The following is a 13,412-nucleotide window of genomic DNA, read 5'->3' on the forward strand; positions in this document are numbered from 1 at the left end:
GGCGACGTCCGGACGGCTCGCCCCCGGACTCGTTCACCGTCATGTCCAGCTTTCGTACGAGACGGAGGCCGCCGCCATGCAACCAATCGTCACCGTGGGCCTCGACGGCTCACCGGAGAGCCTCACCGCCGCCCGCTGGGCCGCCGAAGAGGCCGAGAAGCGCAAGCTCACCCTGCGGCTGCTGCACGCGTGGCCGATGCTGGTGCCGGAACCGGCCCACGGGCCCTCCGAAGTCGACCAGAACTACTGGGCGAAGCGTCTGGTCCACACCGCGCAGTCGGAGCTGCAGACACGCCATCCGGGCCTGACGGTCGTGGGCAGCCTGCTCGCCGAGGACGCCCGGGAGGCCCTGCTGCGGGCGGCATCGGATTCCGAGATGCTCGTGCTCGGTTCCCGGAGGCTGGAGACCTTCTCAAGTTACTTCCTGGGCGACGTCAGCCTCCCGGTCGTGGCACGAGCCGACCGGCCCGTCGTCGTGGTCCGCACGGCCCCGGGAAAGGAGCACCCGCCTCCGGCAACCGCGAGCCGCGTGGTCGTGGCGGTGGAACCGCGCGGGTCCAGCGACGAGTTGCTCGACTTCGCCTTCCACACCGCCGCCGCGCGGGGCGTTCCCCTGCTGGCCGTCTTCGGCCGCAGCGTGCCGCTCCACGCGCGCACCCCCTGGGGTGTGGACCACGACGCCACCGAGGAGATGACGAGGAACGGCCAGAAGGAACTGGGCAAGGCGCTCCGCCCCTGGCAGGAGAAGTACCCGGGGGTGGACGTGTCCGACAGTGTCCGTCTCACGAGCCCCGCCAAGGCCGTCGTGCAGGCCACCGCGGACGCCGGGCTGCTGGTCGTCGGCCGGCGCGTGCACCGGCACACGCACACGGGGCCGCTGCTGAGCCACGTCGCCCACGCCGCCCTCCACCACGGACGCTGCCCCGTGGCTGTCGTCCCCCACGCCTGAGTATCGCTTGCTCAACCGACTCGGCGCGATGCGCGCGACCGCCGCACGCAGGGCGTCCGGCGTGAGCCGAGCATGGGGATCAGCGGTCCGTACGGGCCGTCGGTCGGGGCGTGGTCTCCCATTCAGCAGTCCTACGCCGCCGCGCCAGGTGCACGGCAGTCGCGGCAGCGGCCAGGGTGCGGGGCTCTGAACGCGCGGTCGCAGCCGTCGCAGGTCTGGAGCGGGTCCGGGCGGAGGGGGCTCGGTGGGGTGGGTGCTTCGGGGAGGGGTGGGGGCAGGAGGGCGGTGAGGCGGTGGGCGAGGAAGGCGGCCGGGTGCCGCAGAGGCTCCTCGGGCAGGCCGGTGGTCAGGGCTTCGCGTACGGCGGTCGGGGGCACGCCCCGCTCCAACCAGGCGGAGACCGCCGGCGCCAGACGGCGTACGTCCCGTTCGGTGAGAAGCAGGCGCGGGTCGTGGGCGCGGAGGCCGGAGAGCACGTCGACGGCTGCGTCGTGGCACGGCTTCGACGGCTGCGGGCCCACCGGGGCCGGGGCCGGGGCTGGGGCTGGGCATGGTTCCGGCGCGGGAGCCTCGACGGGCGGGCCGGACTGCCGTGGCTTGTTGTACGAGACCGTGCGGGTCACGATCCGGCCCGAGGGCAGTCGCTCTTTCGTGCGTTTCAGGTAGCCGTACTCCTCCAGCTCGCGCAGCGCCGCGGCGATCCGGATCTCACCCTCGGGGAACTTCGCGGCCAGCGCCTTGATCCCGATCGCCGATCCGGCGGGCAGCGACTGGATGTGGGTGGCCAGGCCGATCGCCGTCAGGGACAGGTCCGGATGCTGGGCGAGGTGGTTTCCGACCACGGTGAAGCGCTCGTGATGGCGCTCGGTGACGTGCTCGACTCCGGGTCCGCAACGGCCGGACCGGGCGCGCGCGGGCGCGCTAGGCTGCTGTGCAGTCATCTGGAAGGTGTCGACTTCCTCGGTGATCAGGCCCTCGCACTGGGATTGCCGTCCCGGCGGGGGCCGATTCATGTGCGGTTGTTGGCGCTGACGCTGCACTACGAAGCCCCGCCGCGCCAGCCGAGTTGATGATGTTCACCCCTGCGGGTGAGCGGCGGGGGCGGTGGGGTGGGGTTGGTCATTTCCCCGGTTCTTATTTCCTTGGCGTCGCGCGCGACCGGGTCACAGGGCCACGCGATCCGGCGCCAGTTCGGCCCACACCGTCTTGCAGGGGGACGGCCCCTCGTCGACCCCCCAGCGGTCGGCGAACGCGGCGACCAGCAGGAGACCGCGCCCCGATTCCGCGCATCCCTGAGCCGGGTTCGGGACAACCGGGACGCGGTCGCCCCGTGCGTCGGTCACCTCGACTCGGAGGGTGCGTGCCGTGTCGAGTCGGAGCGTCAGCCGGAAGTCCCGGCCCGGTACACGTCCGTGCAGGACTGCGTTCGCGGCGAGTTCGGCCACGATGTGCTCGGCGGCGGTGTTCGGCTCACCCCAGTCGGCGAGTTGACGTTCCGTGAGCAGGCGGGCGAGGCGGGCACCCCTGCGGGTGGAGGAAAGTTGCACGGTGAAGTGCCGTACCGGGGCGGCGGTCTGAGTGATTCCCTGATTCACATCACCCAGCGTGGTCACTCCTGAATACCCTGACCAGCACATCAGTCAGTACGGAGCGCGACTGTCCGGGTACGGTCCGGGGTCGTCCGGCTCGTACACGGGAGGTGGGCGTTGTGGAAGACGATGAGGCCACGGCCGTACTCAAGGCCGTCGGCCGTCAGATCAAGATGTGGCGCGAAGCGGCCGGGATGCGCCAGGCGGAGTTCGGGTCCGCGATCGGTTACGGCGAGGAGATGGTCTCGTCGGTGGAGCGCGGGCGACGGGTCCCGAAGCCGGAGTTCCTGGACAAGGCGGACGAGGTGCTGCGTGCGGACGGGAAGATCTCGGCGATGAAGAAGGACGTCGAGGAGGCGCGGTATCCGAAGAACGTGCGGGATCTGGCGAAGCTGGAGGACGAGGCGGTGGAGTTGGGGGCGTACACCAGCAGCCACATCCACGGCCTGTTGCAAACGCCGGACTATGCCCAAGCGGTGTATGCGCTTCGAAGGCCGGCGTACACAGAGGACGAGATCGAACGCCATGTCGCCGCACGTATGGCACGAAAAGCCGTCTTCGATCGCGCACCTCGGGCCCTGCTCACCTTCGTCCAGGAAGAGGTGACGCTTCGGCGCCCGGTCGGGGGCAAAATGGTGCTACGGCAACAGCTGGAACACTTGTTGGAGATCAGCCAGTTGAGGCACGTCTCGATCCAGGTGATGCCCACGGATCGTGAGGATCACGCTGGACTGAGCGGGCCGATCCGGCTGCTGAAACTCCAGAACGGAAAGACACTGGGGCACTTGGAGGTCCAGTTGCACAGCCGCCTGATCAGTGATCCCCGGGAGGTCCAGATCCTGGAGATGCGCTATGGAATGATCCGGGCGCAGGCTCTCTCACCACGGGAGTCCCTGACCTTCATCGAGAAAGTTCTGGGAGAGACATGACCCCCCTTGAGTGGTTCAAGAGCAGCTACAGCAGCGCCGACGGCCCCGACTGCGTCGAGGTGGCCATAACCCCCGCCGACCCCACCGTCCACGTACGCGACTCCAAGAACAAGCAGGGCGCACGGCTCGCCCTCTCCCCCGCTGCCTGGGCGGATTTCCTCACGCACATGACGAAGTAGCCGTAGGGGCGGTCACGGTTCCGGGTGACTCGGGGCGGGAAGGGGGCCGTCATGGTCACCTCAAACTCGCGGGTCATCCCCCTCACCGCGACGCTCCTCACCGGCACCGTCGCCCTCTACGTCGCCCTCGTCGCCTTCGGGAACATCACCGACTTCGGCACGAATCAGCAGTTCGTGCGACATGTGCTGGCGATGGACACGACGTTCAAGGACGACGACCTGATGTGGCGGGCGATAACGAGCAAGGGATTACAGGACGCCGCGTACGTCGCGATCATCGTGTGGGAGACGGCCGCCGCGCTCGTCCTCGGATACGGGACGTGGCTGTGGGCGCGGCGGGATCACGCGCGGGCCCGGACCGTGTCGACGTACGGGCTGCTGATGCTGATGCTGCTCTTCGGGGCCGGGTTCATCGCGATCGGCGGTGAGTGGTTCGCGATGTGGCAGTCGAAGAGCTGGAACGGGCTGGACGCGGCGATGCGGGTGTTCCTGCTCAGCGGGATCGTGCTGGTCGTCAACCACCTGCCCTTCGGGCAGCGGGAGGTCACTTCACGACCCTGACCTTCGTCCCCTCCGTACCGAACGCCCACAGCGCCGCTCCGTCCGCCTTGGGCATGCGGATGCCGCCCGTCCGCGTGCCCGAGGCGGGCGGCGGTGAGGAGCCGTCGACCGCGTTGGAGAAGGCGATGTTGATGCCGGACTTGGCGGTGAAGTAGATGATGTGCTCGATCTTGACGCCGTCGGAGCCGGTGGTGGCGTCTCGGCGCGTGTAGACCGAGTAGCTGCCCGGGTCGGGGCTGACCGTGCCCGCCCAGACGGTGAACGTACGGCGCGGGGTGTCGCTGGCGTCGACCAGCCAGACCCGGTGCTGTGCGAGGGAGTAGACGATACGGCGGCCCGTGCCCGAGTCGGCAGGGACCGCCGCCGGCCCCGCGTCCTTGTCCTTGGGTGCCGCCGATCCCGTGGCCGCCGGTTTCGACGCGCTGGGGTGGGCCGCCGTGGCCTTGGGGTGCGGGCCCCCGTCGGCCTGTACGGCAAGGAACACGACCGCGACGATCGCGCCGGCCGTCAGACCGGTGACCCAGGCCCACGAGGGCAGTCGGGCAGACACGGGTGCGCCTCTCCTCAGTCTCCAACCCCCCGGCAAGGGGGTCGGATCATCGTACTGTGGGTCGGCTGGGCCCCGGACTCGATCCAGGTCAGTCCAGTACCGGCAGCAGCTCCGGCAGGTGCCCGTCCGACGCGGTCGCGGCGCGCCGGCGCTCCTCCGAGACCTCCCCGTAGAGCGTCGTGCGGGGCCTCGCCGGTCGGCCCGCCGCCTCCGCCACCGCGATCAGGTCCTGGACGGACTTGTACGAGCCGTAGGACGAGCCCGCCATCCGGGAGATCGTCTCCTCCATGAGGGTGCCGCCGAGATCGTTCGCGCCGGAGCGCAGCATCTCCGCCGCCCCCTCCGTGCCCAGCTTCACCCAGCTGGTCTGGATGTTGGGGATGTACGGGTGCAGGAGCAGGCGCGCCATCGCCGTCACCGCCCGGTTGTCCCGCATGGTCGGGCCGGGCCGGGAGATGCCCGCCAGGTACACCGGCGCGTTGGTGTGGATGAAGGGGAGGGTCACGAACTCCGTGAAGCCGCCCGTCCGTTGCTGGATACCAGCGAGGGTCCTGAAATGGCCAAGCCAGTGGCGGGGCTGGTCGACGTGGCCGTACATCATCGTCGAGGACGAGCGGATGCCGAGTTCATGAGCCGTGGTGACGACCTCGATCCAGGTCGCCGTCGGCAGCTTGCCCTTGGTCAGGATCCAGCGGACCTCGTCGTCGAGGATCTCGGCGGCGGTGCCGGGGATGGAGTCCAGGCCCGCCTCCTTCGCCGCCGTCAGCCACTCGCGGATCGACATGCCGGTGCGGGTGGCGCCGTTGACCACCTCCATCGGGGAGAAGGCGTGGACGTGCATGCCGGGGACGCGGGACTTCACGGCCCGGGCGATGTCGAAGTACGCGGTGCCCGGGAGGTCGGGGTGGATGCCGCCCTGCATGCAGACCTCCACCGCGCCCACCTCCCACGCCTGCTGGGCACGGTCGGCGACCTGGTCGAGGGAGAGCGTGTAGGCGTCGGCGTCCGTACGGCGCTGGGCGAAGGCGCAGAAGCGGCAGCCGGTGTAGCAGACGTTGGTGAAGTTGATGTTCCGGGTGACGATGTAGGTGACGTCGTCGCCGACCGCCGACTTGCGGACCTCGTCGGCCACCGCGCACAGCGCGTCCAGCGCCGGGCCGTCCGCGTGCAGCAGCGCCAGCGCCTCCTCGTCCGTCAGCTTCGTCGGATCGTCGGCCGCCGTGCGCAGCGCCTGGCGTACGTCGGTGTCGATGCGCTCCGGTGCCATGCCGGGGGCGGCCGCCTCACGCAGGGCGCCCCAGTCGCCGTACACCTCGTCGAAGTCGTCGCGGCGGTCGGACGTACGGCCGTCGGTGTCGATCGTGGTGTGGAGGTCCGTACGGCCGGAGGAGACGAAGACCTCCTCGGGTTCCTGCCAGGGGTGGCCCTCGACGACCGCGTCCTCGCGGGCCAGGCCGGTCTCCGGGTCGGCGAGGGCCCTGACGTGCGGCAGCAGCCGCGGGTCCAGCCAGGGTTCGCCGCGCTTGACGAACTCCGGGTACGCGCAGAGCCGTTCCCGCAGCGAGAAACCGGCCGCCTCCGAACGTTCCGCGAGCTCCTCGATCTGCGGCCACGGGCGCTCGGGGTTGACGTGGTCGATGGTGAGCGGGGAGACCCCGCCCCAGTCGTCGATGCCGGCGTGGATGAGGCGCTCGTACTCGGAGTCCACGAGGTTGGGCGGGGCCTGGAGGCAGGCGCTCGGGCCCATGATGTGGCGGGCGACGGCCACCGTGGCGACCAGTTCGTCGAGTTCCGCGTCCGGCATGCCGCGCATGGCGGTGTCCGGCTTGGCGCGGAAGTTCTGGATGATCAGTTCCTGGATGCCGTGGTAGGCACGGGAGACCTTCCGGAGCGCGAACAGGGAGTCCGCGCGCTCCTCGTAGGTCTCGCCGATGCCGATCAGGATCCCCGAGGTGAAGGGGACGGAGGAGCGGCCGGCGTCCTCCAGGACACGGAGGCGTACGGCGGGTTCCTTGTCCGGGGAGCCGTAGTGGGGGCCGCCGGGCTCGGACCACAGCCGGGTCGCGGTGGTCTCCAGCATCATGCCCATGGAGGGGGCGACGGGCTTGAGGCGCTGGAAGTCTGTCCAGCTCATCACGCCCGGGTTGAGGTGCGGCAGCAGGCCCGTCTCCTCCAGGATCCGGATGGAGATGGCCCGGACGTACGCGATCGTGTCGTCGTAGCCGTGCGCGTCGAGCCACTCGCGCGCCTCCGGCCACCGGTCCTCCGGCTTGTCGCCGAGGGTGATGAGGGCTTCCTTGCAGCCGAGGGCCGCGCCCTTGCGGGCGATGTCGAGGACCTCGTCCGGGGACATGAACATCCCGTGGCCCTCGCGCCGGAGCTTTCCGGGCACGGTGACGAAAGTGCAGTAGTGACACTTGTCCCGGCACAACCGGGTCAGGGGGATGAAGACACTCTTCGAGTAGGTGATGACGCCGGGCCGGCCGGCTGCCTCCAGGCCCGCGTCCCGCACCCGGGCCGCGGAAGCGACGAGGTCCTCGAGGGCCTCGCCGCGTGCCTGGAGCAGCACCGCCGCCTCGGACACGTCCAGGGCGACGCCGTCCCGGGCGCGCTTGAGGGCGCGACGCATGGAGTTCTCGGTGGGGCCGGTTCCGGAGGTCGCGGAAGTCGTCATCCTTCGAGCATACGATCACGCGTTCGTGGCGCGGGGCGTGACCAGCGGCGCAGCGGTGCTGCCTGCCGGACGGACTGAGTACGTGTACCCATCTGCCGTGCGCAGCCGCACCGATACGCAGGGCGCGCCGACCGATCTACGGTCCCCTCATGCCCGAGGAGACGACCACCGCCACCGCGCCCACGCCCGCCCCGACCCGCCCGACCGCCGCGCAGGCCGTCGGGATCGGCTGCGCGGCGCTGATCGCCGTACCGCTGCTGCTCGTCCTCGGCCTGGTCGTCTGGATCGCCCTGGAGACGAAGGAACCGTCGGACTTTCCCCGGGTCGCTCCCGAGGAGATGACGAGCCGCGTCCTCGACCGCTCGCAGGAGGCGTACGACGTGCTGGGGTTCACGCGCACCATCAGCCCCGGGGTCGAGAAGGTGGGCGTCTCCCCGGAGAACACGCTCGACGCGGACTACTGCTACGCGGGCGGGATGAGCGACACGATCGTCCACGGCGTCTACAGCATGAGCCACAGCTGGGCCCTCGACCACGTGGGCGCCGAGCAGGCGGTCCCCGGCCTGCGCCGGCTGCGCGCGCACCTGGAGGACACCGGCTGGGACATCACCTCGTACCGCGAGGCCGTGTCCGGCGACTACTGGGACCTGTACGCCTCGCGCTCGGACGGCGAGGAGCGGATGTCCTTCCAGTGGTTCGCGGACCGTGAGTACTTCACCGGCGGGGCCGCCATGCCCTGCGCCACGGACCCCGGGTGGCAACAGGGCGACGACGAGCCCGCCGGGAACGCGCCGGTGCCGCCCGACTTCGGACCCTCGCTACGGGGCGGCACCGCCAAGAAGGGCTAGTGCTGTGACCGCGTAGGTTCGCGATCGCTGGAGGCGCGGTGGTCGCGGCTCTTATCGGAAGAACTCGCATCGGCTGGAATGGATTTCGGTTCCGTCTCTGCATCCACAAGAATCGCACGGAGCGTGTTGGACGCTGCGTAGAAGTCGGCATAGACACGTTGCTACCGCCTCTTCTTCTCCTGTGAGTGGGCCTCAGCTTGGTCGGTCGACGGAGGCCATGAAGTTCAGCATCCTGCGGTTGATCTCCTCCGCGTGGTCAATCTGCGGCCCGTGGCCCGTGCTGGAGATGATCTCGGCTCGGGCGCCGGGGACCAGTCGCGGCACCCGCTCCGCCTGCCGCTGCGGGTGCACAAGGAGGCTTCGCTTGCCGAGCACCAGATAGAGCGGAGTCCGGATGCTGGACAGCTCCTCCTCGGACAGAGGAAGCGGCGCCGGGCGGCGTATGCGATAGGCGCGAACCGCCGTTCTGATCATCGCGCGCAGTTCCGGCACGACGAGGACCGGCTGTTCCAGCCAGGCCGCCAGCCGCGGGCGGAGCGCTCTGGGCGCGAAGGTCGCGAAGAGGCCGACGAAGAGCCAGACGAAGAAGCGCAGCCCCACCTTCTCCAGGCCGCCGGGGTCGAGCAAGGTGACCGAGGCGAGGCGACGGGGCCTGCGCTGTGCCTGGTTCAGGGCAAGCCAGCCACCGTAGGAGGAGCCGACGAGGTGGACGCTGTCGAGCCCGAGTCCCGCGAGCGTCTCATCCAGCCACTGTGCCGCATGTTCGGGCTGGTGGATCGGTTCGCGCTGCACGCTGCGGCCGGGATCGCCCGGGGTGTCGATCGCGTAGACCGGGCGGTCTGCGCTGAGGGCGGGGGTGTTCGGATACCACATGGCGGAGCAGGAGCCCGCCCCATGCACCAGGACGACGGGGGTGCGGGATCCGACAGCCTCGTCCCCCGGGCCATAGCGGTAGACGTGCGTGGTGCCGAAGGACGTCTCCACGTCCACTTCCGCGTGCGCGGGCGTTCCCAGGGCGTAGACCGCATCGCAGGCCGTGAAGTAGCGCTCCCGCCAGGCGTCGCTCACATAACGGCCGACATCGGCGTGAGTTCGGGCAGCGGTCTCAGGCATGGCCACCTCCAGCGTCTCGGTTTTGTGATACGAACGTACCACGATGTTGGTACAGCTGTATCATCATCAGCCCCATGGGAGCCGTAGCAGCGACGACGAGCGGAGAACCGGCCGATGCCCAAGCGCGTGGACCACGCAGAACGGCGCACCGAGATCGCCGAGGCCCTCCTCCGAGTCGCCCGCCGGCACGGGCTGCATGCCGTCGGGATGCGCGATGTGGCAGCGGAGGCGGGCGTATCGCTGCGGCTGGTGCAGTACTACTTCCAGACCAAGGAAAAGTTGCTGCTCTTCGGGCTCGAGCTCCTGGCGGAGAGATTCGGGGAGCGGGTCTCCGCCCGCGTGCGGGCCGCCGGGGACAGTCCTGGTCCGCGCGTGATGGTCGAGGCGCTGCTGATGGCGGCGCTGCCGACAGACGACGAGAGCCGCACCTTCCACCACCTCTACACGTCATACGCAGTTCTGTCCGTGAACGACCCGGCGCTCGCAGCCCAGCCCTTCATTAAGCACCCGGATGCCGCCGAAGACGCCTTGACCGAACTCCTCCGGCAGGCGCAAGAGGCGGGACTGCTTGAGCCCGGTGCGGACGCTCGGTTGGAGGCAGCCGGCCTGCTTGCCATGTCTGCGGGACTCGGCACGAGCATCCTCGTCGGCCAGCGCAGCCCGGAGTCCGCGACCACAGTCCTGGACCACCATCTGAACCGAATCTTCCGCACTGGCAAGGCGGTCTTGACATGACTGATCGGAGTCCAGCAGCCGTCGAGCTGCGGACCGCCCGGCTGTTGCTGAGACGCCCAACCACAGCCGATGTCGACGCGATCTTCGCCATCCACCGCGATCCTCAGACGTGTACCCACAACCCGTCCGATGCGCTCGCCCGGTTCGAGGAGGCAGAAGCTCTCTACCAGCGTTGGGACGACCAGTGGCAGCAGCACGGATACGGGTACTGGGTTGTCCGGCACCACGGCTCCGCCCAGCAGCTCGGATTCTGCGGAATCAAGCCCATGGCACTGCACGGGGCCCCGGTCCTGAATCTTTTCTACCGTTTCGCCCCCTCAGCCTGGGGCCAGGGCTTCGCCGGTGAAGCCGCAGCCGCCGTTGCCGGCTGGGCATCCCATCACCTGCCCGACCTCCCGCTGATCGCCCGCGTTCGACCAGCCAACGTCGCTTCTCAGCGCGTGGCGATCCGCGCCGGGCTCAGCCGAGCACAGCATCTCGACACCGAGGGATACGACGGCTTCGACTGGATCTACATTGCCCAACAAGCGAACAGGGCCACAAACGGGCGCGATCACACACCAGGACCTAAAGATCCAGAGAAGCTCCCGAGTTGATGGGCTGCCCACATACCCCCCGTGGAGCCGATCTCACTGCCAAGGCGTAGCCGGCACGGAAGCGCGGCCACAACTCTCAGTTGGCCCCTCTGAGTGTCACAGTTGACCACGTCCCGTGCCCTCAGCAAGAAGGAGTGTGCCTGGTGAACTCGAGCGTGCAACCGGACGGAACCGCAGGAAAGCGGCCGGATCGAGTAGCCGCCGTACGCCGCCGGCTCGCCAAGCACGGGCCGCCGCGGAAGCCCGACGGCGGTCCGGACTTCGCCACCGTCACGCTGCCGGAGCGCGACTGTGATCAGGTACGTGATCTCTTGGTGAAAGAGCGAGTCGGCACGGTCGTCGAAATCGGGCTCGCCTATGCCAGCTCGGCGCTGGCGATCAGCGAGGCGCTGCTGCGCACTGGTTCCCGGAATCCGCGGCATGTGGTGATCGACCCATTCCAGTACACGGCGTACGACGGTGTCGGGTGGGAGCTGCTGCGCAGCGCCGGCCTGGACGACATCGCCGAGCTGGTGACCGAACCATCGCAGCGCTTCCTTGCCCGGTTGGCCGACGCGGGCTTCTCCGCGGACGCGGCGTTCGTCGACGGCAGTCACCACTTCCATAACGTGTTCGTCGACCTCCACTTCCTGGGCGAGATCGTCCGACCTGGCGGCATCGTGCTGCTCGACGATGTCTGGTGGCCATCGGTCAGCGCTGCCGTGGCGTACTTCGAGACCAATCTGGGGTGGCGTCCGATACCGGGCGCTCCGGCCGACGGGACGACCGACCCGGCCGGCAGTCGGCCGCGGACCGGCGCCTACCGGCTGCCCGACCCGCGCCCGACGCCGGACTTCAAAGAGTTCCGACCGTTCTGCTGAGCCGGATGGGACCCGCGAGGCCCACCCGACTTGGGCGGCCGCGCGTCACTCGCAGCGATGGCACCGCGTTGAGCTTGGTCGGGGGCGCATCGTGGTGCGGGCAGGCACTGTTTGATCAAAGTGCTACAGAGGGCGGCGAGGCTCTGTGCCCGGCTGTCCCGACACCGGCTTTGCCGGGACGGTCGTGCGCTCGAAAGCTGGGGTAGTGCTCCAACGTCCACAAGGGTTACGGGGTGTCGGCGAGTTCTTCAATCTGGTGGGCGAGGTGTGAGTCGGGGTGGAAGACCTGGAAGCCCCACTCCTCGACTTCGTCGACCTGGACCGGGAAGCGGCCGGTCTTGCTCGGATTGGACATGACGCAGACGACGACCTCGTCGAACAGGAGGGCGGCGCGGCGGAGAACGTCCCGGTGCCCTTGAGTGACCGGGTCGAAGGATCCGGCTAGAGGTAGGGCGCGTAGGCGTCCAGCACCTTCAGCACCTCCTCCTCCCCCGCCGGCGGCAGCTGCACCACGGTCTCCTCGATGCCCAGCTCGGCGTAGTACGCGAGCTTGCCCGGGGACGGGTGGACGGCGTAGGGGACGACCTGGAGGGCGGACGGGTCGCGGCCCGCGTCGGCCCAGGCGGCGCGCAGCTGCGGCAGGGACTCCGACAGGCCCCGCCCGCCGATCGGCAGCCAGCCGTCGGCGTACTCGCTGATGTGGGCGAACAGCTTGGGTCCGGCGGCGCCGCCGATGAGGGTGCGCGGTCCGGCGACGGGCCCGCGCGGCTTCTGTACGGGCTTGGGGTGGGCCTCGCTGGCCCGTACGCTCCCGAACTCGCCGTCGTAGGCGGTGGGTTCTTCGCTCCACAGGGCCCGCATGAGCGCCATCCGGTCCCGGACCAGCTCGCGGCGCGTGCGCCACTCCACGCCGTGGTCGGCGGCCTCCTCGACGTTCCAGCCGAAGCCGAGGCCGAGGGTGAGGCGGCCTCCGGAGAGGTGGTCGACGGTCGCGATCTGCTTGGCGAGGTCGATCGGGTCGTGCTGGGCGACGAGCGTGATGCCGGTGCCGAGACCGAGCCTGTCGGTTACCGCGGCGGCCTGCCCGAGGGCGACGAAGGGGTCGAGCGTACGGCCGTACTCGCGCGGCAGCTCGCCGCCCGCCGGGTACGGGGTGATCCGCTCGACCGGGATGTGGGTGTGCTCGGGCAGGTAGAGCCCGGCGAACCCCCGCTGCTCCAGCTCACGGGCGAGGCGGGTCGGGGTGATGGTCTCGTCGGTGAGGAAGATGGTCACGGAGATACGCATGCGTCATCTGTACCGGGCCCGGGGCCGTATGTCCATACCGACCAGTCGGCATCACGATGGTCGGCGGGAGGTGCGCGTCGGTCGTGACCGGTGCGGGCGCCACGCGGCCTGAGGGACCAGGGTGCGCGGCGCCCTGCGCGTCCTCCGCTACAGGGACGCCACGACCTGGCCGGACATGACCTGGGGAGGGTTGGGGAGCAGCTCAGCGAGGTTGTCCCGCACGAAGTCGGCGGCCCTCCTGATCGACTCCTCGGCGCCCGCCTCGCTCTCGAAGACGCTGGTCGAGACCATGACTCCGTTCCCGGCGTCGACCCAGTAGTAGGCCACGAGACCGGGGACCTCACGGATGAGCGGCACGAACCCGTCGTTCACGCGCCGCCCCGCCTCGGCCGGATCGGTCACTCCCTCGTATCGCCTGACGGCTACGTACACGGCTGGTCTCCTCACGATTCCGGGCATCTGCTGCGGAGACGCCTTACCCGTGCGGCGTCTGCGCCGCTCGCGAGTCGTACGGCGATCACTGGAAGGGACCAGCGGATGAC

General features: G+C 69.6%; 15 protein-coding genes and 1 pseudogene. 8 read left to right on the forward strand and 8 right to left on the reverse strand.

The window, feature by feature from the left end; all coding sequences use genetic code 11:
* The first annotated feature begins 76 nt into the window (after positions 1-76).
* Positions 77-949: a universal stress protein gene (locus IG99_RS04025; RefSeq protein ID WP_037669845.1), complete on the forward strand. Its 873-nt coding sequence runs from the start codon at positions 77-79 to the stop codon at positions 947-949.
* A 131-nt stretch (positions 950-1,080) separates the two neighbouring features.
* On the opposite strand, the gene IG99_RS04030 is transcribed toward IG99_RS04025, so the two are convergent.
* Both IG99_RS04030 and IG99_RS04035 read right to left on the reverse strand, forming a co-directional pair.
* Positions 1,081-1,890 carry a DNA-binding protein gene (locus tag IG99_RS04030; protein ID WP_051864912.1) on the reverse strand — a complete coding sequence of 270 codons (810 nt, stop codon included), beginning with the start codon at positions 1,888-1,890 and terminating at the stop codon, positions 1,081-1,083.
* A 222-nt stretch (positions 1,891-2,112) separates the two neighbouring features.
* A complete protein-coding gene (locus IG99_RS04035) occupies positions 2,113-2,544 on the reverse strand; it encodes an ATP-binding protein (RefSeq protein WP_037669850.1) in 432 nt (143 codons plus the stop codon).
* Positions 2,545-2,657: 113 nt separating this feature from the next.
* Between IG99_RS04035 and IG99_RS04040 the strand changes: the two genes are divergently transcribed.
* The 3 genes from IG99_RS04040 to IG99_RS04050 are packed head-to-tail and all read left to right on the forward strand — an operon-like array spanning position 2,658 to position 4,207.
* Positions 2,658-3,467 carry a helix-turn-helix domain-containing protein gene (locus IG99_RS04040; protein ID WP_037669852.1) on the forward strand — a complete coding sequence of 270 codons (810 nt, stop codon included), beginning with the start codon at positions 2,658-2,660 and terminating at the stop codon, positions 3,465-3,467.
* A complete protein-coding gene (locus IG99_RS04045) occupies positions 3,464-3,646 on the forward strand; it encodes a DUF397 domain-containing protein (protein ID WP_037669853.1) in 183 nt (60 codons plus the stop codon). The genes IG99_RS04040 and IG99_RS04045 overlap by 4 nt, the downstream gene beginning before the upstream one ends.
* A 51-nt stretch (positions 3,647-3,697) precedes the next feature.
* Complete coding sequence (locus IG99_RS04050; protein ID WP_037669854.1) at positions 3,698-4,207, forward strand: DUF2165 domain-containing protein; 510 nt, start codon at positions 3,698-3,700, stop codon at positions 4,205-4,207.
* Here the strand turns inward: IG99_RS04050 and IG99_RS04055 are convergent.
* Both IG99_RS04055 and IG99_RS04060 read right to left on the reverse strand, forming a co-directional pair.
* Positions 4,191-4,757 carry a L,D-transpeptidase gene (locus tag IG99_RS04055; protein WP_037669856.1) on the reverse strand — a complete coding sequence of 189 codons (567 nt, stop codon included), beginning with the start codon at positions 4,755-4,757 and terminating at the stop codon, positions 4,191-4,193. The two genes, IG99_RS04050 and IG99_RS04055, sit on opposite strands and share 17 nt — an antisense overlap.
* An 88-nt stretch (positions 4,758-4,845) precedes the next feature.
* Positions 4,846-7,431, reverse strand: a complete 2,586-nt coding sequence (locus IG99_RS04060) for a bifunctional FO biosynthesis protein CofGH (protein ID WP_037669857.1) — start codon at positions 7,429-7,431, stop codon at positions 4,846-4,848.
* Positions 7,432-7,580: 149 nt separating this feature from the next.
* Between IG99_RS04060 and IG99_RS04065 the strand changes: the two genes are divergently transcribed.
* A complete protein-coding gene (locus IG99_RS04065) occupies positions 7,581-8,279 on the forward strand; it encodes a hypothetical protein (protein WP_037669861.1) in 699 nt (232 codons plus the stop codon).
* A gap of 192 nt (positions 8,280-8,471) precedes the next feature.
* Here the strand turns inward: IG99_RS04065 and IG99_RS04070 are convergent, their stop codons facing one another.
* Entirely contained in the window at positions 8,472-9,392 is a 921-nt protein-coding gene (locus tag IG99_RS04070; protein ID WP_037670216.1) for an alpha/beta fold hydrolase, read from the reverse strand.
* Between the two features lie 114 nt (positions 9,393-9,506).
* On the opposite strand from IG99_RS04070, the gene IG99_RS04075 reads away from it, so the two are divergent.
* The 3 genes from IG99_RS04075 (at position 9,507) to IG99_RS04080 (ending at position 11,583) form a co-directional block, all read left to right on the forward strand.
* Positions 9,507-10,127, forward strand: coding sequence for a TetR/AcrR family transcriptional regulator (locus IG99_RS04075; RefSeq protein WP_037669863.1), 621 nt, complete (start codon positions 9,507-9,509; stop codon positions 10,125-10,127).
* On the forward strand, positions 10,124-10,723 hold the full coding sequence (locus tag IG99_RS45025) for a GNAT family N-acetyltransferase (RefSeq protein WP_078947523.1): 600 nt from the start codon (positions 10,124-10,126) through the stop codon (positions 10,721-10,723). The genes IG99_RS04075 and IG99_RS45025 overlap by 4 nt, the downstream gene beginning before the upstream one ends.
* A gap of 143 nt (positions 10,724-10,866) precedes the next feature.
* Positions 10,867-11,583: a class I SAM-dependent methyltransferase gene (locus tag IG99_RS04080; RefSeq protein ID WP_234311748.1), complete on the forward strand. Its 717-nt coding sequence runs from the start codon at positions 10,867-10,869 to the stop codon at positions 11,581-11,583.
* Between the two features lie 226 nt (positions 11,584-11,809).
* On the opposite strand, the pseudogene IG99_RS51340 reads toward IG99_RS04080, so the two are convergent.
* The 3 genes and pseudogenes from IG99_RS51340 to IG99_RS04090 all read right to left on the reverse strand — a co-directional run.
* Positions 11,810-12,013 (reverse strand): annotated as a pseudogene (locus tag IG99_RS51340) (adenylyltransferase/cytidyltransferase family protein); the annotation flags it as partial.
* A gap of 11 nt (positions 12,014-12,024) precedes the next feature.
* Positions 12,025-12,870, reverse strand: a complete 846-nt coding sequence (locus IG99_RS04085; protein ID WP_037669865.1) for an LLM class F420-dependent oxidoreductase — start codon at positions 12,868-12,870, stop codon at positions 12,025-12,027.
* A 147-nt stretch (positions 12,871-13,017) separates the two neighbouring features.
* The gene (locus IG99_RS04090) at positions 13,018-13,302 is read right to left on the reverse strand and encodes a hypothetical protein (protein ID WP_037669867.1); all 285 of its coding nucleotides are present in this window, start codon (positions 13,300-13,302) and stop codon (positions 13,018-13,020) included.
* Positions 13,303-13,412 lie beyond the last annotated feature (110 nt).

This window comes from Streptomyces griseus subsp. griseus, from assembly GCF_000720255.1.
In the GTDB taxonomy this organism is placed as follows: domain Bacteria; phylum Actinomycetota; class Actinomycetes; order Streptomycetales; family Streptomycetaceae; genus Streptomyces; species Streptomyces griseus_I.